Consider the following 19,567-nt stretch of genomic DNA (forward strand, 5'->3'; position numbering starts at 1 on the left):
CGACATGGCCTCGCCCGCAGGCCTCACGCCTTGTCCGCGACGGGCGAAGGCGCCGCCGGCAAGGTGAACCCGGACACCGAGCGACGCAACTGGCTGGCCATTTTCGCCAGGTTGCCGATGCTCTCGGCGGTGGCCGTGGAACCGGACGAGGTCTGCGAGGTGATCTGCTGAATCACGTTCATCGTCAGGGAAATCTGCCCGGCCGAAGATGTTTGCTGCTGCGCCGCGTTGGAAATGCTCTGGATCAGCGCCGCGAGGGTCTTGGACACGCCTTCGATTTCTTCCAGGGCCACACCGGCATCCTGCGCCAGCCGCGCGCCGCGCACCACTTCGGTGGTGGTCTGCTCCATGGAAATCACGGCTTCGTTGGTGTCGGTCTGGATCGCCCGCACCAGCGTTTCAATCTGCCGGGTCGCGGCAGACGAACGTTCGGCCAGCCGTTGCACTTCGTCGGCAACCACGGCAAAGCCACGGCCGGCGTCACCGGCCATCGAGGCCTGAATCGCCGCATTGAGGGCGAGGATGTTGGTCTGGTCGGCAATGTCGTCGATCAGGCTGACGATGTCGCCGATCTCCTGAGACGACTCGCCCAGACGCTTGATGCGTTTGGCGGTGTCCTGGATCTGCTCGCGGATGTTGTCCATGCCGTGGATGGTGTTGTGCACCACCTCGTTGCCCTTGTTGGCGATCTCCACCGATCGCTCGGCCACCGCCGACGATTCGGCGGCGTTGGCCGACACCTGATCGATGGATTGGGCCATGTCGCTGATCGCGGTCGAGGCTTCGGAAATCTGCTGGGCCTGATGCTCCGAGGCCTGGGCCAGGTGCATCGCGGTGGCCTGGGTCTCCTGCACCGCCGCGGCGACCTGGCCGGCGGTGAGGTTGATGGTGGCCACCAGATCGCGCAACTGATCGACGGAATAGTTGATCGAGTCGGCGATGGTCCCGGTGAAGTCTTCGGTCACCGAGGCGGTCACGGTCAGGTCGCCGTCGGCGAGGTCTTCGATCTCGTCGAGCAGGCGCATGATCGCGTTCTGGTTGCGTTCGTTCTTCTCGGCGGTCTCGCGCAACTGGCGGTTGGTTTCCCGGACCATGACCATGCCGATCAGGATGATCGAAGCCAGCGCCAGCAGGCCCAGCACATAACCGCCGATGGTGTCGGTGCTGCGTCCGCCGGCAAGGTTTTCGAAACCGGTGGCCAGGTGCGAGGCTTCGTCGAGCAGGGTCTGCGACAGGCTGAAGATATTGGTGGCCGACTCACGGACCTTGAACAGCTCAGGCGAGGTCTCGAGGATTTCATCCACCGAACCGGAGACGAACTGGAACAGCTCGGAAATATCGCTCAAGCGAGCGCGGGCGTCGCGGTCTTCGACCTGGCTGATCTTCAGCGTCGAGTTGCCTTGCAGCATGCCGTTAAGCACCTGACCGAAGCGTGCGGCATCGCGACCGAAGGCGTCGGCGGCCTGCTGGGAGTTTTCATCGCCGGAGAGCACGGTGTTCACCGCGCCGAGAATCCGCTCGGCCAGCAGCGACTGACGCTGGGCCATCGCCACCTGTCCCGCCGGGGCACCGCGTTGCAGGAGGATTTCGACGACTTTTTCGTATTCGATCTGCAACTGCGGCACGGTTTCGGCCAGGGTCGCGGCCACCTGATGCAGGGACAGCACGGTCTGTTCGCTGGAGAGAATCGCGTCGGTGTTTTTCAGCAGGCGTTCCCAATCCAGCTGCACGGCGCGCATTTCCGGGCGCACGGTGGACGGCGCGGGTGGCAGGCCGGTGGCCGGGTCGCCTTTCTTCAAATAGCCCCAGCGCTGGGCGAAGTCGTTGCGCGCATCGCTCAACAACTTGAACGCGGCGGCCTTGCCGGCGGCGGCTTCGGTGGCGTTCTTGGCGATCCGCTGCGACAGCACCCGCAGCTCGCCGGCGTGGCCGATGTACTGCTTGTCGTAGTTGGCCTGGGTGTTGAGGTAAGCGAAGTTAGCGAACAGCAGCATGATGAACACGATCAGTGCGATGAACAGCACGATGATCTGCGAGCGGCTGCGCGAGCCTTCTGCGGGCTTGCCTGTTTTTGCTTTGATCATCGGTCCTCGCCTGTTAAACCGCGACGTGCATGAAACTCGGTGACTGCGCCAGCGCAAACAGGCTGAACACCCGCCAGTTCTGCTCGCGCCGGAAATAGCCCTTGATGAACTCGCCCTTGGAGCCTTGCCGTTTACTGATCGAGACCGACTCGAAACTGTCCTGCTCGAAGTGCTGCAGGCCGAAGACTTCATCGACCAGCAACCCGGCAAACACGTCCTGATGCTCTACCACCAATACCCGCCGCTGTTTGCGCATCGGTGACAGCTCATGGCCGAAGAATCCGCACAGGTCCATGACCGGCAGCAGCCGACCGCGCAGATTGGCCACGCCCTTGACCCACGGCTTGACCCCCGGCAGCTGGGTGACGCGCAGTTCGGGCAGCACTTCGCTGACTTCGCCCATCGGCGTGACGTACCAGTGCTCGCCCAGACGAAAGCCGATGCCGCTCCAGCGATCCTGGCGCGCAGCTTGCGACGGCAGGTCGGCCGCCAGCAGGCGACAGCGCTGGTCGATCTGCCACAACAGTTCGAACGCGGTCAGCGACTCGCTCATGACGGCGCGATCAACCGGCCAGCACGTTGTTCAGGGTCTTGATCAGCGTGTCTTCGTCGACCGGTTTGGTCAGGTAGTCCCTGGCGCCCTGGCGGGTGCCCCAGACCTTGTCGGTCTCCTGATCCTTGGTGGTGATGATGATCACCGGGATGTGGCTGGTTTCCGCATCCTTGGTCAGCTGACGGGTGGCCTGAAAGCCGTTGAGGCCGGGCATGACGATGTCCATCAGCACCGCGTCGGGTTTTTCCTGACGGGCCAGGGCCACGCCGTCGGCGCCGTTTTCGGCTTTCAGCACTTCGTGCCCGTGCTTTTCCAGCATGCCGGTGAGTTTGTACATTTCGGTCGGCGAATCATCGACGATCAGGATACGTGCCATGGTCTTCCCCATTTTTCTTGTCGACACCGGGCCCGCTGGCCGAGCGTCTCTGTGCGTGTCTTACTGCGGCAAAGCGGCAGCGAAGCCCGGAACATGGGCCGAAATCGCGTCGAGCAGTTCTTCCTTGCTGAAAGGCTTGGTCAAAAATTGATCGGAACCGACAATCCGCCCCTTGGCCTTGTCGAACAACCCGTCCCGGGACGACAGCATGATCACCGGCGTGCCCTTGAACGCGTTGTTGTTCTTGATTAAAGCGCAGGTCTGATAACCATCCAGACGCGGCATCATGATGTCGACAAAGATGATCCCGGGATGGTGGTCGGCGATCTTCGCCAAGGCATCAAAACCGTCGATCGCGGTGATGACTTCGCACCCTGCATTTTTCAACAGGGTCTCGGCGGTGCGACGAATCGTTTTCGAGTCGTCGATCACCATGACCTTCAAGGCGCTGGACTGCTGTTCCATAAGGGGGCTCTACCGTCGCCTTTGCGAATCAATTTGTCCGTTTTGCGATGACTGATGGCTGGAAACCCTTGATGCTCAAGGGCCAGCACGGCTGGCAGCCTTTTTAGCACAGTCTCCAGACGCAATCTATCGACGGGTTTTTCCTTGACCGAAAACCCGCCCGGCGCCACTCTGGCGGCACTTTTTTCATACCGATCCGGTAGCCAATTTTCGAGGAAAACCCAATGAGCGTTCGCGTCGGGATTGTCATGGACCCTATCGCCAGCATTTCCTACAAAAAGGATAGCTCGCTGGCCATGCTGCTGGCGGCGCAGAAGCGCGGCTGGGAACTGTTCTATATGGAACAGAAAGACCTTTATCAGGGTGAAGGCCAGGCACGGGCGCGGATGAAGCCGCTGAAAGTCTTCGCCAACCCGGAAAAATGGTTCGAACTGGGCACCGAGCAGGATTCACTGCTCAGCGACCTGAACGTGATCCTGATGCGCAAGGATCCACCGTTCGACATGGAGTTCGTCTACTCCACCTACTTGCTCGAACAGGCCGAAACCGCCGGCGTGCTGGTGGTCAACAAGCCGCAGAGCCTGCGCGACTGCAACGAAAAGCTGTTCGCCACGCTCTTTCCGCAGTGCACGCCGCCAACCATTGTCAGCCGCCGTCCGGACGTGTTGCGCGAATTCGCCGACCACCACGGTGACGTGATCCTCAAGCCGCTGGATGGCATGGGCGGCTCGTCGATTTTCCGGCACACCGCCGGCCATCCAAATCTGTCGGTGATTCTGGAAACCCTGACCCTGCACGGCAAGCAACAGATCATGATCCAGGGTTATCTGCCGGCCATCGTCGATGGCGACAAGCGCATCCTGATGATCGACGGCGAGCCGGTGGATTACTGCCTGGCGCGGATTCCGGCCCATGGCGAAACCCGTGGCAACCTCGCGGCCGGCGGCCGAGGCGAAGCCCGTCCGCTGACCGACAAGGATCGCTGGATCGCCGCCCAGGTCGGCCCGACCTTGCGTGAGAAGGGCCTGCTGTTCGTCGGCCTGGACGTGATCGGCGAGCATCTGACCGAAATCAACGTCACCAGCCCGACCTGCATCCGCGAAATCGACAACGCTTTCGGCACCGACATCGGCGGGATGCTGATGGATGCCATCGAGAAAAAGCTGCAAGGTTGATGTACATCACATGCAGCCTGTCGCTTGATGCTTGAAGCCCAAGGCGTAAAACCAACATTGCGTTATCATGCGCGGCCTGTGAAAAACGCGATGTTGGTTTTCTTGTCATGACACTTCCGTCCGATCTGCCTGCTGAACTCGCCCACCGCGGCGTGCGCCCGGTCGATCGCCTCGGATTTACCCTGTTTCTCGCGGCGCTGATCCATTTGGCACTGCTGCTCGGCGTGGGCTTCACCATGGTCGAGCCCAAGCAGATCAGCAAAACCCTGGAAATCACCCTCGCCACCTTCAAAAGCGAAAAGAAGCCGGCGAAGGCCGATTTCCTCGCCCAGGAAAACCAGGAAGGCAGCGGCACTCTCGACAAGAAAGCGGTCCCCAAGACCACCGAAGTCGCGCCGTTCCAAGCAAACGAGGTCAAGAAAGTCACCCCGCCGCCGGCCGCCAAGCCGCAAGTGCAGGAAGCCGCGCCCAAGGCGGCCGTGACCACCGTCGCGCCGAAACCGAAAAAGGCGCCGACCAAGAAAGAAGAAGCCAGGACCGAGATCAAACCAACGGTCGATGCGCCGACTTTCGACAGTTCGCAACTCTCCAGCGATATCGCCAGCCTCGAAGCGGAACTGGCCAAAGAACAACAGCTGTACGCCAAGCGCCCGCGCATCCACCGCCTGAGCGCCGCATCGACCATGCGCGACAAGGGTGCCTGGTACAAGGACGAATGGCGCAAGAAGGTCGAGCGCATCGGCAACCTCAATTACCCCGAGGAAGCCCGGCGCAAGCAGATCTACGGCAATCTGCGCCTGATGGTGTCGATCAACCGCGACGGCTCGCTGTATGAAGTGCTGGTGCTGGAGTCCTCCGGCCAGCCGCTGCTGGATCAGGCGGCGCAGCGCATCGTGCGACTGGCAGCTCCGTTTGCACCGTTTACCGGCGACCTGTCGGACATCGACCGGCTGGAAATCATCCGCACCTGGAAATTCGCCCGCGGTGACAAACTCTCGAGCAACTGACACACCGAAGAACCCCTGTGGGAGTGAGCTTGCTCGCGAATGCGGTGTGTCATACAACATTGATGTGACTGATCCACCGCTTTCGCGAGCAAGCTCGCTCCCACATTGGAACAGTGTTGCAAGCATCTCCAGCTTGTCAGTTCGCCCCCCGAACGCCACACTAGCGCACATGAAAAACGTCAGCCCCAGCTACCTCAAGCATCACTTCCTGATCGCCATGCCACACATGGCCGACCCGAACTTTGCCCACACCTTGACCTACATCGTCGAGCACACGGCCAATGGGGCCATGGGGCTGGTGGTCAACCGACCGCAAGAGCTGAATCTGGCCGACATCCTCGAACAACTGCGCCCGGACATCGATCCGCCAGCGCTGTGCCAGCATGTACCGATCTTCATCGGCGGCCCGGTACAGACCGATCGCGGTTTCGTGCTGCATCCGGCGGGCCAGACCTTCCAGGCCACCGTCGAGCTGGACGGCGACCTGGCCCTGTCGACCTCGCAGGACGTGCTGTTCGCCATTGCCGACGGCGTGGGCCCGGCCAAAAGCGTCATCACCCTCGGCTATGCCGGCTGGGAAGCTGGACAACTGGAGGCCGAACTGGCCGACAACGCCTGGCTGACCTGCCCGTACGACGCCGACATCCTGTTCAACACCAGCAGTGAACTGCGCCTGGAGGCGGCGGCCAGGCACCTGGGGATCAACCTCAGCCTGCTGACCAGCCAGGCAGGACACGCCTGATGGCCCTGCGCCTGATCCTCGGCTTCGACTACGGCACCAAACAGATCGGCGTCGCGGTCGGCCAGGTGATTACCGGCCAGGCCCGCGAACTGTGCACCTTGAAGGCGCAAAACGGTGTGCCGGACTGGAATCAGGTCGAAGCCCTGATAAAGGAATGGAAGCCCGACGCCGTGGTGGTCGGCCTGCCGCTGAACATGGACGGAACGCCCAGTGAAATGTGCGCCCGCGCCGAGAAATTCGCCCGACGCCTCAACGGCCGCTTCAACCTGCCTTTCTATACCCACGACGAACGCCTGACGACCTTCGAAGCCAAGGGCGAACGACTGGTGCGCGGCGGGCAGAAAGGCAGCTACCGCGACAACCCGGTGGACGCCATCGCCGCCGCCCTGCTGCTGCAAGGCTGGCTCGACGAAAACACCGCACTATTTGAATCCTGACAAGCGCTACGGCGCTTTTCTTTTGGTTACAACCCGAGCCAAGGTTCGCGAGAACCGGCTCGACCCCAAGAAGGAGCAACCATGAGCCTGCCCAATCCCGCCGATCTGATCAGCCAGATGGCGACCCGCCTCAAGGCGCACCTTGCCCAGCGTAATATCAGCGAACCGCGTTACATCGGCATCCGCACCGGCGGCGTCTGGGTCGCCCAGGCCCTGCTTGCAGAGCTGGGCAGCGACGCGCCATTGGGCACGCTGGATGTTTCCTTCTACCGCGACGACTTCAGCCAGAACGGCCTGCACCCGCAAGTGCGCCCGTCCGCCCTGCCCTTCGAAATCGAAGGCCAGCATCTGGTGCTGATCGACGACGTACTGATGAGCGGCCGGACCATCCGCGCCGCCATGAACGAACTGTTCGACTACGGCCGCCCGGCCAGCGTGACGCTGGTCTGCCTGCTGGACCTGGACGCCGGCGAACTGCCGATCCGCCCGAACGTGGTCGGCGCGACCCTGTCGCTGGCCGCCCACGAGCGGGTCAAGCTGTCCGGCCCGGAGCTGGCCCTCGAACTGCAAGACCTTGCCCTTTAATCCGCCCTATTGAGAGTCCCCTTCGCGATGACGCCTCTAGATACCAAGCGCCCGCTGCAGCTCAATGATCAGGGCCAGCTGCGCCACTTCCTCTCGCTCGACGGCCTGCGCCGCGAGTTGCTGACGGAAATCCTCGACACTGCCGACTCGTTCCTCGAAGTCGGTGCCCGGGCCGTGAAGAAGGTCCCGTTGCTGCGCGGCAAGACCGTGTGCAACGTGTTCTTCGAAAACTCCACACGCACCCGCACCACCTTCGAACTGGCGGCCCAGCGACTGTCGGCGGACGTGATCACCCTGAACGTGTCGACCTCGTCGGCCAGCAAGGGCGAAACCCTGCTCGATACCCTGCGCAACCTGGAAGCCATGGCCGCCGACATGTTCGTCGTGCGCCACGGTGACTCCGGCGCTGCGCACTTCATCGCCGAACATGTCTGCCCGCAGGTGGCGATCATCAACGGCGGCGACGGCCGGCACGCGCACCCGACCCAGGGCATGCTCGACATGCTGACCATCCGCCGCCACAAGGGCGGCTTCGAGAACCTTTCGGTGGCCATCGTCGGCGACATCCTGCACTCGCGGGTGGCGCGCTCGAACATGCTCGCCCTGAAGACCCTCGGCTGCCCGGACATCCGCGTGATCGCGCCGAAGACCCTGCTGCCGATCGGCATCGAGCAATACGGCGTGAAGGTCTACACCGACATGACCGAAGGCCTGAAAGACGTCGACGTGGTGATCATGCTGCGCCTGCAGCGTGAGCGCATGACCGGCGGCCTGCTGCCGAGCGAAGGCGAGTTCTATCGCCTGTTCGGCCTGACCACCGCGCGCCTGGCCGGCGCCAAGCCCGATTGCATCGTCATGCACCCGGGGCCGATCAACCGTGGCGTGGAGATCGAGTCGGCGGTGGCCGACGGCCCGCACTCGGTGATCCTCAATCAAGTCACCTACGGCATCGCGATCCGTATGGCCGTGCTGTCGATGGCCATGAGCGGACAAACAGCGCAGCGTCAATTCGAGCAGGAGAACGCCCAGTGAAGCTCAGCATTCTCGGCGCCCGCGTCATCGATCCAAGCAGCGGCCTGGATCAAATCACCGATATTCACGTTGAAGCCTGCAAGATCGTCGCCCTGGGCGCTGCACCGGCCGGTTTCAGCGCCGTCGAAACCATCGACGCCCAAGGCCTCGTCGCCGCTCCCGGCCTTGTAGACCTGAACGTTGCCCTGCGCGAGCCGGGCTACAGCCGCAAAGGCACCATCGCCAGCGAAACCCGCGCGGCTGCGGCCGGCGGCGTGACCAGCCTGTGCTGCCCGCCGAAGACCAGACCGGTACTCGACACCTCCGCCGTGGCCGAGCTGATCCTCGACCGCGCCCGCGAGGCCGGCAACACCAAAGTGTTCCCGATCGGCGCGCTGAGCAAAGGTCTGGATGGCGAACAGCTTGCAGAACTCGTTGCACTGCGCGACGCCGGTTGCGTGGCGTTCGGCAACGGCCTGGAGAGCTTCCGCAACACCCGTACCCTGTGCCGGGCGCTGGAGTACGCGGCGACCTTTGACCTGACGGTGATTTTCAACTCCCAGGATCACGACCTGGCCGACGGCGGCCTGGCCCACGAAGGCGCTACCGCCAGTTTCCTCGGCCTGCCGGGCATTCCGGAAACCGCTGAAACCGTGGCCCTGGCCCGGGACCTGCTGCTGGTCGAACAGACCGGCGTGCGTGCGCACTTCAGCCAGTTGACCAGTGCTCGTGGCGTAGCCCTGATCGCTCAGGCTCAGGCTCGTGGTTTGAAAGTCACGGCGGATGTTGCCCTGTATCAGTTGATCCTGACGGACGAAGCGCTGATCGATTTCAGCAGCCTGTATCACGTACAACCACCGCTGCGCACCCGCGCGGATCGCGACGGCCTGCGTGAGGCGGTGAAGTCCGGGGTGGTCTCGGCGATCTCCAGCCATCACCAGCCCCATGAGCGCGATGCCAAACTGGCACCGTTCGGCGCGACCGAGCCGGGCATCAGCAGCGTCGAGCTGCTGCTGCCGCTGGCGATGACGCTGGTGGAAGATGGTCTTGTGGATCTGCCAACCCTGCTGGCACGCCTGAGCGCCGGCCCGGCCGAGGCCCTGCGCCTGCCGGCGGGCAAGCTGGCGGTGGGTGGCGCGGCGGATATCGTGCTGTTCGATCCGAAGGCTTCGACCGTGGCTGGCGAAACCTGGCTGTCGAAGGGCGAGAACTGCCCGTTCCTCGGCCATAGCCTGCCGGGTGTGGTGCGTTACACCTTGGTGGATGGCCGGATCAGCCATCAGGCTTGATACCGAGTCGAGCCTAATCGCGAGCAAGCTCGCTCCCACAGGATTTGTGCAGTGACAAATCCCAGGTTACACACAGAACCTGTGGGAGCGGCGGTGCGACGATTCGACTTGCCAGCAATGACTTACTGAAAGGCACCCCGCCCTTCGGCATTACGCACCGACACCTGATCGTTCAGCGTCCAGAAGTCATACAGCACTCCCAGAAAGAACAACCCGCCGGTCAGCAGATAAATCACCCCGCTGATCCACTTGCCCTGATACATCCGGTGCACGCCGAGCGCGCCGAGGAAGGTCAGGAGAATCCACGCCACGTTGTACTCGATAGGGCCCGCGGCGAAACGCAGGTCGGCTTCGCGATCCATCGCCGGGATCAGGAACACGTCGATCAGCCAGCCGATTCCCAGCAACCCGAAGGTGAAGAACCAGATCGTGCCTGTCACCGGCTTGCCGTAATAGAAGCGGTGAGAGCCTGTGAAACCGAAAATCCACAACAGGTAACCGATCACCTTGCTATGGGTGTCTTTTTCCTTCACACGGGGCAGCTGATAGCTGTTCATTAAGACCTCGATACACGCGATAGATAAATATTCTTTAATTCTTTGTGACTTTTTTACAGGTTGCCGACGTATGGCAAATGCTACCGTGTCTCCCGTCAAACCCTTATAGCACCGGACTTCTGTCCGACAATTGCGTATTTTTGCCGCTTATTTGGTTCCGTTGGCACCCGATTGAATCGACCAACGGCCTCGGAAGTGACAAAAAAGCTGTTATAAAGTTGCGCGCTAACACACCAAGAGCCCTGCCTAATGCGTCCATTTTTCAAGACATGGCTAACCATTTGCCTATTAATGCCACTGGCCGCCCACGCCACCAATCGTGAGCAACGTCTTCCAAACGTTAACGGTTTCACCCCCAAATCCCATGCCTCTGCTCCTTCGAACAAAGGCAAACAGGTCAAACACACCACGCTGAGCAGCAACGGCCGCAGCAAGCTGGTGCCACCAATGGCGACCAAGGAAAGCAGCAATGTCCTGAGTCGTGCGGTAAACGTCCTCGGTACGCCATACCGTTGGGGCGGCAGCAGCCCGAGTAAAGGCTTCGACTGCAGCGGTCTGGTGAAATACGCGTTCAACGACGCCACGTTCGACCTGCCACGCACCTCGAATGCCATGGCCAGCGGTCACGGCGAGAAAGTCGAACGCAAGGACCTGAAGCCGGGCGACCTGATTTTCTTCAATATCAAGAGCCGTCGGGTCAATCACGTTGCCATCTACCTGGGCAACGATCGTTTCATCCACGCACCACGGCGCGGCAAGTCGGTGAGCATCGACACTCTGAACAAGCCGTACTGGGAAAAGCACTACGTGGTGGCCAAACGCGTATTGCCGAAGGAACAGGGGCAGATGCGCGTCGTTCAGCGCTAACACCATACCGATCGTTCCCACGTCGAGGCGTCGAACCGTCCGCGTGGCAATGCCTCAATGGACGCTCCGCGTCCGCTTCGGCAGGGACGCAGAGCGTCCCGGGCTGCATTCCCAAGCAGAGCGTGGGAACGATCAGAACAAAAAAATCGCAGCCCACGGGCTGCGATTTTTTTTGCCTAGAAGTTATCCGGCGTACGCGCCTTCTCCCGCGCATGTTCGCGACTGATCAAGCCCTTGGTCACCAGATCCTTCAGGCACATGTCGAGTGTCTGCATCCCCAGTGAGCCGCCGGTCTGTATCGCCGAATACATCTGCGCCACCTTGTCCTCGCGGATCAGGTTACGGATCGCCGACGTCCCCAGCATGATCTCGTGCGCCGCCACCCGGCCGCCGCCGATCTTCTTGATCAGCGTCTGCGACACCACCGCCAGCAACGACTCCGAGAGCATCGAACGGACCATGGACTTTTCATCCCCGGGGAACACGTCCACCACCCGGTCGATGGTCTTGGCCGCCGATGTGGTGTGTAACGTGCCAAACACCAGGTGCCCGGTCTCGGCGGCGGTCAGGGCCAGGCGAATGGTTTCCAGGTCCCGCATCTCGCCCACCAGGATCACATCCGGGTCTTCACGCAGCGCTGAACGCAATGCAGTGGCGAAACTGCGGGTATCGCGATGGACTTCGCGCTGATTGATCAGGCATTTGCGCGATTCATGGACGAATTCGATCGGATCTTCGATGGTCAGGATGTGGTGATGGCGATGGGTATTGAGGTAATCGATCATTGCCGCCAGGGTTGTGGACTTGCCGGAGCCGGTCGGTCCGGTCACCAGCACCAGCCCGCGTGGCGCATCCGTGATCTTGCGAAAGACGTCGCCCATGGCGAGGTCTTCCATGCTCAGCACTTTCGACGGGATGGTCCGGAATACCGCGCCAGCGCCGCGGTTCTGGTTGAAGGCATTGACCCGGAAGCGCGCCACGCCAGGGACCTCGAAGGAAAAGTCGGTTTCCAGATGTTTCTCGAAGTCCACCCGCTGGGTGTCGTTCATGATGTCGTAGATCAGTTCATGCACTTGCTTGTGATCCAGCGCCGGCAGATTGATCCGCCGCACGTCGCCATCCACGCGGATCATCGGCGGCAGACCAGCCGACAGGTGCAGGTCGGAAGCGCCCTGTTTGGCGCTGAAGGCCAGCAGTTCAGTGATATCCATAGCGTCCCTCAATTCCAGTAGAATGCCGCGAACCTTCAGACCGCTGGCGCCAAATCCTGCCTGAAAAGTCACCGAACGATGATCAGGCAAGGCAAAAGTCGGCGAAGAAGCGGAGTTGACGTCAGTCAATGAGCATTCTGAGGTGACTTTTAACGCCGCATGATCGAGTGCAGGCACTTTTCAGGCAGGATTTGATGTCCACGATAGCAGACAACATCGCCCTCGTTAGTTCACGCATTCATGCCGCCACCGCTGCCGCCGGCCGCGATGAAAACAGCGTCCGGCTGCTGGCCGTGAGCAAGACCAAACCCGCCCAAGCCCTGCGCGAAGCGTACGCCGCCGGCCTGCGCGACTTTGGCGAGAACTACCTGCAGGAGGCCTTGGGCAAACAGCTCGAACTGGCCGACCTGCCCTTGATCTGGCACTTCATCGGCCCCATTCAGTCGAACAAGACCCGCTCGATTGCCGAGCATTTCGCCTGGGTGCACTCCGTGGATCGTCTGAAAATCGCCCAACGCCTGTCCGAACAACGCCCGACGGATCTGCCGCCCCTGAACATCTGCATTCAGGTCAATGTCAGCGGTGAAGCCAGTAAATCCGGCTGCACCCCGCAAGACCTGCCAGCCTTGGCCCAAGCCATCAGCACCTTGCCGCGCCTGAAGCTGCGCGGATTGATGGCGATTCCCGAGCCGACCGAAGATCGCGCCGAGCAGGATGCTGCATTCGCTGCCGTCCAGAAATTGCAGGCCGGCCTCGATCTGCCGCTCGACACACTTTCCATGGGCATGAGCCACGACCTCGAGTCGGCCATTGCCCAGGGCGCGACCTGGGTCCGTATCGGTACGGCCCTGTTCGGCGCCCGCGACTATTCCCAATCTTGACCATTTCCAGATAAGGACCTGACATGAGCAACACACGTATTGCCTTTATCGGTGCCGGCAACATGGCCGCCAGCCTGATCGGCGGCCTGCGGGCCAAGGGTCTGGAAGCTGCACGGATTCGCGCCAGCGATCCGGGTGAAGAAACCCGCAACCGGGTCAGCGCCGAGCACGGCATCGAAACCTTCGCCGACAACGCCCAGGCCATCGACGGCGCCGACGTCGTCGTGCTGGCAGTCAAGCCGCAGGCCATGAAGGCCGTGTGCGAGGCCATCCGCCCGAGCCTGAAACCGAATCAACTGGTGGTCTCCATCGCCGCCGGCATCACCTGCGCCAGCATGACGGCCTGGCTGGGAGAGCAGCCGATCGTGCGCTGCATGCCGAATACCCCGGCGCTGCTGCGTCAGGGTGTGAGCGGTTTGTACGCCACCAGCGCAGTGAGCGCCGAACAACGCCAACAGGCTGAAGAACTGCTGTCCGCCGTGGGCATCGCTCTGTGGCTGAACGAAGAGCAGCAACTGGACGCAGTCACCGCCGTCTCAGGCTCCGGCCCGGCGTACTTCTTCCTGCTGATCGAAGCCATGACCGCCGCCGGCGTCAAACTCGGCCTGCCGAAGGAAACCGCCGAGCAACTGACCTTGCAGACCGCGCTGGGCGCCGCGCACATGGCGGTGTCCAGCGACGTCGACGCTGCCGAGCTGCGCCGCCGCGTGACCTCGCCGGCCGGCACCACGGAAGCCGCGATCAAATCGTTCCAGGCCGGCGGCTTCGAAGCCCTGGTGGAAAAAGCACTCGGCGCCGCCGCGCACCGCTCGGCCGAAATGGCCGAACAACTGGGCAAATAAGGAGCCTTACATGATCGGATTGAACACCGCAGCGGTTTACGTGCTGCAAACCCTCGGCAGCCTCTATCTGCTGATCGTGCTGCTGCGCTTCGTCCTGCAACTGGTGCGGGCGAACTTCTATAACCCGCTGTGCCAGTTCGTGGTCAAGGCTACCCAGCCGCTGCTCAAGCCGCTGCGCCGGATCATCCCGAGCCTGTTCGGCCTGGACATGTCGTCGCTGGTACTGGCGATCCTCGTGCAACTGGTACTGATGGCGCTGACCCTGCTGCTGACTTACGGCACCACCGGTAACCCGCTGCAACTGTTGATCTGGTCGCTGATCGGCGTGACGGCGCTGTTCCTGAAGATATTCTTCTGGGCCATGATCATCAGCATCATCCTGTCCTGGGTCGCACCGGGCAGCCACAATCCGGGCGCCGAGCTGGTGAACCAGATCTGTGAACCGGCCCTGGCGCCGTTCCGTCGCATCGTTCCGAACCTTGGTGGCCTGGACCTGTCGCCGATCTTCGCTTTCCTCGTGCTGAAGCTGATCGACATGCTGGTGATCAACAACCTTGCGGCGATGACGATGATGCCGGAAATCCTGCGCCTGCTGATGTGAGCTGGTTTCGTTGGGACGGTGACGATCTGATTCTGGAATGTCACCTGCAGCCGGCTGCCCGCAGCGATGACTTTTGCGGGCTGCACGGTGATCGCCTGAAGATCCGCCTGACCGCGCCGCCGGTCGAGGGCAAGGCCAATGCTTATCTGATGGGCTTTCTGGCCAAGGCTTTTGGGGTTTCCAGGAGTCAGGTCAGTTTGCTCAGCGGCGAGTTGAACCGGCAGAAGCGGGTGAAGATTTGCTCGCCGAAGAAGTTGCCGGATTTGCCGGGTTTGGTTTTTCCCTGATCGATCCCACGCAGAGCGTGGGAACGAGCGCAGGTAGTTGCTTGCCGCTAACCCCACCGGTCTTTAGACTTACGCCTCATTTCAACGAGAGCAGGGTCGATGCCAGCTGCCTTTCCCCCCGATTCTGTTGGTCTGGTGACGCCGCAAACGGCGCACTTCAGCGAACCGCTGGCCCTGGCCTGCGGCCGTTCGCTGGCCGATTATGACCTGATCTACGAAACCTACGGCACGCTGAACGCGCAAGCGAGCAACGCCGTGCTGATCTGTCACGCCCTGTCCGGCCACCACCACGCCGCCGGCTACCACAGCGTCGAAGACCGCAAGCCCGGTTGGTGGGACAGCTGCATCGGCCCCGGCAAACCGATCGACACCAACAAGTTCTTCGTGGTCAGCCTGAACAACCTCGGCGGTTGCAATGGTTCCACCGGCCCGAGCAGCCTCAACCCGGAAACCGGCAAGCCGTTCGGCGCCGACTTCCCGGTGCTGACTGTAGAAGACTGGGTGCACAGCCAGGCACGCCTGGCCGACCTGCTCGGCATCGGCCAGTGGGCCGCGGTGATCGGTGGCAGCCTCGGCGGCATGCAGGCGCTGCAATGGACCATCACTTACCCGGATCGCGTGCGCCATTGCCTGGCCATCGCCTCGGCCCCCAAGTTGTCGGCGCAGAACATCGCCTTCAACGAAGTGGCGCGCCAGGCGATCCTCACCGACCCGGAATTCCACGGCGGTTCGTTCCAGGAACAGGGCGTGATCCCCAAGCGCGGCTTGATGCTGGCGCGGATGGTCGGGCACATCACCTACCTGTCCGACGACTCCATGGGCGAGAAATTCGGTCGCGGCCTGAAGAGTGAAAAGCTCAACTACGACTTCCACAGCGTCGAGTTCCAGGTCGAAAGCTACCTGCGCTATCAGGGCGAAGAGTTCTCCGGGCGCTTCGATGCCAACACCTATCTGTTGATGACCAAGGCGCTGGACTACTTCGATCCTGCGGCGAACTTCAACGATAACCTGGCGAAAACCTTCGAAGGTGCGAAAGCCAAGTTCTGCGTGATGTCGTTCACCACCGACTGGCGTTTCTCCCCGGCCCGCTCGCGGGAACTGGTGGACGCGCTGATGGCGGCGCGCAAGGACGTCAGCTACCTGGAAATCGACGCGCCACAGGGCCACGACGCCTTCCTGATTCCGATCCCGCGTTATTTGCAGGCGTTCGGCAATTACATGAACCGCATTACGTTGTGAGAAAGCCATGAGAGCTGATCTGGAAATCATCCAGGAATGGATCCCCGCCGGCAGCCGCGTGCTCGACCTTGGTTGCGGTGATGGCGAGTTGCTGACCTGGCTGCGCGACCACAAGCAGGTCACCGGCTACGGCCTGGAAAACGACCCGGACAACATCGCCGAGTGCGTGGCCAAAGGCATCAACGTCATCGAGCAGGACCTGGACAAAGGCCTGGGCAACTTCGCCAGCAACAGCTTCGACGTGGTGGTGATGACCCAGGCCCTGCAAGCCGTGCATTACCCGGACAGGATCCTCGACGAAATGCTGCGGGTCGGCCGCCAGTGCATCATCACGTTCCCCAACTTCGGCCACTGGCGCTGCCGCTGGTATCTGGCGAGCAAGGGCCGGATGCCAGTGTCCGAGTTCCTGCCGTACACCTGGTACAACACGCCGAACATCCACTTCTGCACCTTCGAAGACTTTGAAGAACTTTGCCGCGAACGTGAGGCGAAGGTCATTGATCGGCTTGCCGTGGATCAACAGCACCGCCACGGGTGGGCCAGTAAGCTATGGCCTAATCTGTTAGGTGAGATCGGTATCTACCGCGTCAGCAGCCCGGGGCTTGCGGATCACAGAATCGCGGTCTGAACCACGACATTGCGAGGAGAACGAACATGGGACGCTTGATTACCGTGCTATTGGCCGCCTGCCTGAGCCTGTCGGCCGTTGCCGCCGATGCCATCAAGGGCGAGCGCAAGGAAGTGTTCGGTGATGTCACCGTGCATTACAACACCTTCAATTCCACCTACCTGACGCCGGACATCGCCAAGGCTGCCGAGCTGGTCCGCAGCAAGAACCAGGGCGTGATCAATGTCTCGGTGATCAAGGACGGCAAGCCGTTGATCGCCAACGTCACCGGTACGGTGAAAGATCTGACCAGCCAGAGCGTGCCGCTGACCTTCCGCCAGGTCACCGAACAGGGCGCGATCTATTACATCGCCCAGTACCCGGTGGAACAGCAGGAAACCCGCACCTTTGAAATCAAGGTGCAGACCGGCGACAAGATCAACACCATCAATTTCAACCAAGAGCTTTTCCCTGGCCAATGATCAATCTCAAGCAACTCGTACTGGCCAGCCACAACGCCGGCAAACTCAAGGAACTCCAGGCCATGCTCGGCGATTCGGTGCAATTGCGCTCGATCGGCGAATTCAGCAGCGTGGAGCCGGAAGAAACCGGCCTGTCTTTCGTCGAGAACGCGATCCTCAAGGCCCGCAATGCCGCGCGCATCTCCGGGCTGCCGGCGCTGGCCGACGATTCGGGCCTGGCAGTGGATTTCCTCGGCGGTGCGCCGGGCATCTATTCGGCGCGTTATGCCGACGGCAAGGGCGACGCGGCGAACAATGCCAAGCTGCTCGACGCCTTGAAGGATGTGCCTGAAGCCGAACGCGGCGCACAGTTCGTCTGCGTGCTGGCGCTGGTGCGTCACGCCGACGACCCGCTGCCAATCCTCTGCGAAGGCCTTTGGCACGGGCGCATCCTGACCGCTGCCAGCGGTGAGCACGGTTTCGGCTACGACCCGCTGTTCTGGGTGCCGGAGCGTAACCTGTCCAGCGCCGAGCTGAGCCCGAGCGACAAGAACCAGATCAGCCACCGCGCCCGCGCAATGAATCTGCTGCGCCAGCGTCTGGGCTTGAAATGACCGGTGACTCTTCCGCGTCGCCACTGATCGTCGGTGGCGCCGCCTCCTCGCCTCGGACGCCGTTGCCGACGCTGCCGCCCCTGGCGCTGTACATCCACATCCCGTGGTGTGTGCGCAAATGCCCCTATTGCGACTTCAACTCCCACACCGCCAGCCCGGTGCTGCCGGAGCAGGAATACGTCGATGCGTTGCTGGCTGACCTCGATCAGGATCTGCACGCAGTGTATGGCCGTGAGTTGAGTTCGATCTTCTTCGGCGGCGGCACACCGAGCCTGTTCAGCGCTGAAGCACTCGGTCGCTTGCTGGAAGGCGTGAAACAGCGCATTCCGTTTGCCGATGACATCGAGATCACCCTGGAAGCCAACCCCGGAACCTTCGAACAAGAGAAGTTCGTCGCCTACCGCAAACTGGGGATCAATCGCCTGTCGATCGGCATCCAGAGCTTCCAGCAGGAAAAACTCAAGGCCCTCGGCCGTATCCACAACGGCGACGAAGCGGTACGCGCCGCCGGCATGGCGCGTCAGGCCGGGTTCGATAACTTCAACCTCGACCTGATGCACGGCTTGCCGGACCAGTCGCTGGACGATGCCCTGAGCGATCTGCTCCAGGCGATCGAACTGAAGCCGACGCATATTTCCTGGTATCAGCTGACGCTGGAGCCGAACACCGTGTTCTGGAACCAGCCGCCGGTGCTGCCGGAAGACGACACGCTGTGGGACATTCAAGAGGCCGGACAGGCGCTGCTGGCCGAGCACGGTTACGCGCAATATGAAGTTTCGGCCTATGCGCAACCGGGTCGCCCGGCGCGGCACAACCTGAATTACTGGAGCTTCGGCGACTTCATCGGTATCGGCGCCGGCGCCCACGGCAAGCTCAGTCACCCGGACGGGCGCATCGTCCGCACCTGGAAGACGCGCCTGCCGAAGGACTACCTCAACCCGGCCAAAAGCTTCCAGGCAGGCGAGAAAGCCCTCACCAACGACGAAATGCCGTTCGAGTTCCTGATGAACGCCCTGCGCCTGACCGCCGGCGTCGAATCGCGTCTGTACCCGGAGCGCACCGGACTGCCGCTGGAGAGTCTCGACGAACACCGGCGCGAGGCCGAACAAAGCGGTCTGTTGCAGGTCGAACCGTCACGTCTGGCGGCCACCGAGCGCGGACAGCTGTTCCTCAATGACTTGCTGCAGAAATTTCTGAGCTGACCGCTCTTAAGGAAACCGCATGGATTTGATACTCGACCTGCTCACCACCGTGTCCCGCTGGAGCCGCAGCAACCTCTCGGAAATCGCTCTGGCGCTGGTGGGCTGTCTGCTGGTGCTGTTTGGCGCCGACTTCAAGGGCTGGGTCGAGCAACGGCTGGGCAGCATCGCCGGCGCCCTGCGCGTCCCGCTGATGGCCCTGCTGTGCATGATCGGCAGCGGCGCGGCGCTGATTTACGCCACACCTTGGGTGGTGAAGGGGCTGAGCCAGTTCAACAACTACAGCCTGGCGCCGGTGTTGCTGGTGGTGCTGGTGTTGATCGGCGTGGTCGCGGATCGCCGCTGATTTTCAGCTACTACCCAAAACGACTGTGGGAGCGAGCTTGCTCGCGATGGCGGTGTAACAGACGACATAAATGTTGAATGTGACGGCCTCATCGCGAGCAAGCTCGCTCCCACAGTTTTTATTGCGTGATG

Annotated in this window: 24 protein-coding genes; 18 read left to right on the forward strand and 6 right to left on the reverse strand. The window is 61.8% G+C overall.

Going from position 1 to position 19,567, the window contains the following annotated elements:
• Positions 1-23: 23 nt before the first annotated feature.
• Genes I5961_RS26535 through pilG form a run of 4 tightly spaced genes read right to left on the reverse strand, consistent with a single transcriptional unit; the run spans position 24 to position 3,478 of the window.
• A complete protein-coding gene (locus I5961_RS26535) occupies positions 24-2,084 on the reverse strand; it encodes a methyl-accepting chemotaxis protein (protein ID WP_085702899.1) in 2,061 nt (686 codons plus the stop codon).
• A 13-nt stretch (positions 2,085-2,097) separates the two neighbouring features.
• Complete coding sequence (locus tag I5961_RS26540) at positions 2,098-2,637, reverse strand: chemotaxis protein CheW (RefSeq protein ID WP_085689623.1); 540 nt, start codon at positions 2,635-2,637, stop codon at positions 2,098-2,100.
• Between the two features lie 10 nt (positions 2,638-2,647).
• On the reverse strand, positions 2,648-3,013 hold the full coding sequence (gene pilH, locus I5961_RS26545) for a twitching motility response regulator PilH (protein ID WP_011336365.1): 366 nt from the start codon (positions 3,011-3,013) through the stop codon (positions 2,648-2,650).
• 60 nt (positions 3,014-3,073) lie between these two features.
• Positions 3,074-3,478, reverse strand: coding sequence for a twitching motility response regulator PilG (gene pilG, locus I5961_RS26550; RefSeq protein WP_007953330.1), 405 nt, complete (start codon positions 3,476-3,478; stop codon positions 3,074-3,076).
• 224 nt (positions 3,479-3,702) lie between these two features.
• Here pilG and gshB point away from each other — a divergent pair, with 224 nt between their 5' ends.
• The 7 genes from gshB to I5961_RS26585 all read left to right on the forward strand — a co-directional run bounded on the left by gshB (position 3,703) and on the right by I5961_RS26585 (position 9,724).
• Entirely contained in the window at positions 3,703-4,653 is a 951-nt protein-coding gene (gshB, locus tag I5961_RS26555; RefSeq protein ID WP_085697846.1) for a glutathione synthase, read from the forward strand.
• A 107-nt stretch (positions 4,654-4,760) separates the two neighbouring features.
• A complete protein-coding gene (locus tag I5961_RS26560; protein ID WP_085697847.1) occupies positions 4,761-5,660 on the forward strand; it encodes an energy transducer TonB in 900 nt (299 codons plus the stop codon).
• Positions 5,661-5,829: 169 nt separating this feature from the next.
• Positions 5,830-6,402: a YqgE/AlgH family protein gene (locus I5961_RS26565; RefSeq protein ID WP_085689619.1), complete on the forward strand. Its 573-nt coding sequence runs from the start codon at positions 5,830-5,832 to the stop codon at positions 6,400-6,402.
• Complete coding sequence (gene ruvX / locus I5961_RS26570; protein WP_007953334.1) at positions 6,402-6,839, forward strand: Holliday junction resolvase RuvX; 438 nt, start codon at positions 6,402-6,404, stop codon at positions 6,837-6,839. Before I5961_RS26565 ends, ruvX begins: the two co-directional genes overlap by 1 nt.
• Before the next feature lie 81 nt (positions 6,840-6,920).
• Positions 6,921-7,424 carry a bifunctional pyr operon transcriptional regulator/uracil phosphoribosyltransferase PyrR gene (gene pyrR, locus I5961_RS26575; protein WP_011336369.1) on the forward strand — a complete coding sequence of 168 codons (504 nt, stop codon included), beginning with the start codon at positions 6,921-6,923 and terminating at the stop codon, positions 7,422-7,424.
• 27 nt (positions 7,425-7,451) lie between these two features.
• On the forward strand, positions 7,452-8,456 hold the full coding sequence (locus tag I5961_RS26580) for an aspartate carbamoyltransferase catalytic subunit (RefSeq protein WP_007913665.1): 1,005 nt from the start codon (positions 7,452-7,454) through the stop codon (positions 8,454-8,456).
• Positions 8,453-9,724 (forward strand): dihydroorotase, encoded by a 1,272-nt coding sequence (locus tag I5961_RS26585; RefSeq protein ID WP_227233786.1) that lies wholly within the window; start codon positions 8,453-8,455, stop codon positions 9,722-9,724. Before I5961_RS26580 ends, I5961_RS26585 begins: the two co-directional genes overlap by 4 nt.
• A gap of 122 nt (positions 9,725-9,846) precedes the next feature.
• On the opposite strand, the gene I5961_RS26590 is transcribed toward I5961_RS26585, so the two are convergent.
• A complete protein-coding gene (locus tag I5961_RS26590) occupies positions 9,847-10,281 on the reverse strand; it encodes an NINE protein (protein WP_085697850.1) in 435 nt (144 codons plus the stop codon).
• 249 nt (positions 10,282-10,530) lie between these two features.
• Here I5961_RS26590 and I5961_RS26595 point away from each other — a divergent pair, with 249 nt between their 5' ends.
• On the forward strand, positions 10,531-11,148 hold the full coding sequence (locus tag I5961_RS26595) for a C40 family peptidase (RefSeq protein ID WP_007953345.1): 618 nt from the start codon (positions 10,531-10,533) through the stop codon (positions 11,146-11,148).
• A 176-nt stretch (positions 11,149-11,324) separates the two neighbouring features.
• Here the strand turns inward: I5961_RS26595 and I5961_RS26600 are convergent, their stop codons facing one another.
• Positions 11,325-12,359, reverse strand: coding sequence for a type IV pilus twitching motility protein PilT (locus I5961_RS26600; RefSeq protein ID WP_007953348.1), 1,035 nt, complete (start codon positions 12,357-12,359; stop codon positions 11,325-11,327).
• Between the two features lie 194 nt (positions 12,360-12,553).
• Here I5961_RS26600 and I5961_RS26605 point away from each other — a divergent pair, with 194 nt between their 5' ends.
• From I5961_RS26605 to I5961_RS26650, 10 genes are all read left to right on the forward strand, one after another.
• Positions 12,554-13,240 (forward strand): YggS family pyridoxal phosphate-dependent enzyme, encoded by a 687-nt coding sequence (locus I5961_RS26605; RefSeq protein ID WP_227233788.1) that lies wholly within the window; start codon positions 12,554-12,556, stop codon positions 13,238-13,240.
• Between the two features lie 23 nt (positions 13,241-13,263).
• A complete protein-coding gene (gene proC, locus I5961_RS26610) occupies positions 13,264-14,082 on the forward strand; it encodes a pyrroline-5-carboxylate reductase (protein ID WP_007953353.1) in 819 nt (272 codons plus the stop codon).
• 10 nt (positions 14,083-14,092) lie between these two features.
• Entirely contained in the window at positions 14,093-14,683 is a 591-nt protein-coding gene (locus I5961_RS26615; protein WP_085689611.1) for a YggT family protein, read from the forward strand.
• Complete coding sequence (locus tag I5961_RS26620; RefSeq protein ID WP_085689609.1) at positions 14,680-14,970, forward strand: DUF167 domain-containing protein; 291 nt, start codon at positions 14,680-14,682, stop codon at positions 14,968-14,970. The genes I5961_RS26615 and I5961_RS26620 overlap by 4 nt, the downstream gene beginning before the upstream one ends.
• 99 nt (positions 14,971-15,069) lie before the next feature.
• A complete protein-coding gene (metX, locus tag I5961_RS26625; protein WP_085697852.1) occupies positions 15,070-16,209 on the forward strand; it encodes a homoserine O-succinyltransferase MetX in 1,140 nt (379 codons plus the stop codon).
• Positions 16,210-16,216: 7 nt separating this feature from the next.
• Positions 16,217-16,837 carry a methionine biosynthesis protein MetW gene (gene metW / locus I5961_RS26630; RefSeq protein ID WP_227233789.1) on the forward strand — a complete coding sequence of 207 codons (621 nt, stop codon included), beginning with the start codon at positions 16,217-16,219 and terminating at the stop codon, positions 16,835-16,837.
• Between the two features lie 26 nt (positions 16,838-16,863).
• Entirely contained in the window at positions 16,864-17,298 is a 435-nt protein-coding gene (locus I5961_RS26635; RefSeq protein ID WP_227233791.1) for a DUF4426 domain-containing protein, read from the forward strand.
• Positions 17,295-17,891 carry an RdgB/HAM1 family non-canonical purine NTP pyrophosphatase gene (rdgB, locus tag I5961_RS26640; RefSeq protein WP_227233793.1) on the forward strand — a complete coding sequence of 199 codons (597 nt, stop codon included), beginning with the start codon at positions 17,295-17,297 and terminating at the stop codon, positions 17,889-17,891. The genes I5961_RS26635 and rdgB overlap by 4 nt, the downstream gene beginning before the upstream one ends.
• The gene (gene hemW, locus I5961_RS26645; protein ID WP_085702908.1) at positions 17,888-19,093 is read left to right on the forward strand and encodes a radical SAM family heme chaperone HemW; all 1,206 of its coding nucleotides are present in this window, start codon (positions 17,888-17,890) and stop codon (positions 19,091-19,093) included. Before rdgB ends, hemW begins: the two co-directional genes overlap by 4 nt.
• 19 nt (positions 19,094-19,112) lie before the next feature.
• Positions 19,113-19,436, forward strand: a complete 324-nt coding sequence (locus I5961_RS26650; RefSeq protein ID WP_085702909.1) for a DUF3392 domain-containing protein — start codon at positions 19,113-19,115, stop codon at positions 19,434-19,436.
• Positions 19,437-19,567 lie beyond the last annotated feature (131 nt).

It is taken from the genome of Pseudomonas sp. IAC-BECa141 (genome assembly GCF_020544405.1).
GTDB lineage: Bacteria > Pseudomonadota > Gammaproteobacteria > Pseudomonadales > Pseudomonadaceae > Aquipseudomonas.

Coding starts and splice junctions, on each gene's coding strand:
- I5961_RS26615 (WP_085689611.1), top strand. CDS start 14,093: ATGATCGGATTGAACACCGCAGCGGTTTACGTGCTGCAAACCCTCGGC.
- rdgB (WP_227233793.1), top strand. CDS start 17,295: ATGATCAATCTCAAGCAACTCGTACTGGCCAGCCACAACGCCGGCAAA.
- I5961_RS26540 (WP_085689623.1), bottom strand. CDS start 2,637: ATGAGCGAGTCGCTGACCGCGTTCGAACTGTTGTGGCAGATCGACCAG.
- gshB (WP_085697846.1), top strand. CDS start 3,703: ATGAGCGTTCGCGTCGGGATTGTCATGGACCCTATCGCCAGCATTTCC.
- ruvX (WP_007953334.1), top strand. CDS start 6,402: ATGGCCCTGCGCCTGATCCTCGGCTTCGACTACGGCACCAAACAGATC.
- I5961_RS26605 (WP_227233788.1), top strand. CDS start 12,554: ATGTCCACGATAGCAGACAACATCGCCCTCGTTAGTTCACGCATTCAT.
- pyrR (WP_011336369.1), top strand. CDS start 6,921: ATGAGCCTGCCCAATCCCGCCGATCTGATCAGCCAGATGGCGACCCGC.
- I5961_RS26580 (WP_007913665.1), top strand. CDS start 7,452: ATGACGCCTCTAGATACCAAGCGCCCGCTGCAGCTCAATGATCAGGGC.
- metX (WP_085697852.1), top strand. CDS start 15,070: ATGCCAGCTGCCTTTCCCCCCGATTCTGTTGGTCTGGTGACGCCGCAA.
- proC (WP_007953353.1), top strand. CDS start 13,264: ATGAGCAACACACGTATTGCCTTTATCGGTGCCGGCAACATGGCCGCC.
- I5961_RS26560 (WP_085697847.1), top strand. CDS start 4,761: ATGACACTTCCGTCCGATCTGCCTGCTGAACTCGCCCACCGCGGCGTG.
- pilG (WP_007953330.1), bottom strand. CDS start 3,478: ATGGAACAGCAGTCCAGCGCCTTGAAGGTCATGGTGATCGACGACTCG.
- I5961_RS26635 (WP_227233791.1), top strand. CDS start 16,864: ATGGGACGCTTGATTACCGTGCTATTGGCCGCCTGCCTGAGCCTGTCG.
- I5961_RS26650 (WP_085702909.1), top strand. CDS start 19,113: ATGGATTTGATACTCGACCTGCTCACCACCGTGTCCCGCTGGAGCCGC.
- metW (WP_227233789.1), top strand. CDS start 16,217: ATGAGAGCTGATCTGGAAATCATCCAGGAATGGATCCCCGCCGGCAGC.
- I5961_RS26595 (WP_007953345.1), top strand. CDS start 10,531: ATGCGTCCATTTTTCAAGACATGGCTAACCATTTGCCTATTAATGCCA.
- I5961_RS26600 (WP_007953348.1), bottom strand. CDS start 12,359: ATGGATATCACTGAACTGCTGGCCTTCAGCGCCAAACAGGGCGCTTCC.
- hemW (WP_085702908.1), top strand. CDS start 17,888: ATGACCGGTGACTCTTCCGCGTCGCCACTGATCGTCGGTGGCGCCGCC.
- I5961_RS26590 (WP_085697850.1), bottom strand. CDS start 10,281: ATGAACAGCTATCAGCTGCCCCGTGTGAAGGAAAAAGACACCCATAGC.
- I5961_RS26535 (WP_085702899.1), bottom strand. CDS start 2,084: ATGATCAAAGCAAAAACAGGCAAGCCCGCAGAAGGCTCGCGCAGCCGC.
- pilH (WP_011336365.1), bottom strand. CDS start 3,013: ATGGCACGTATCCTGATCGTCGATGATTCGCCGACCGAAATGTACAAA.
- I5961_RS26565 (WP_085689619.1), top strand. CDS start 5,830: ATGAAAAACGTCAGCCCCAGCTACCTCAAGCATCACTTCCTGATCGCC.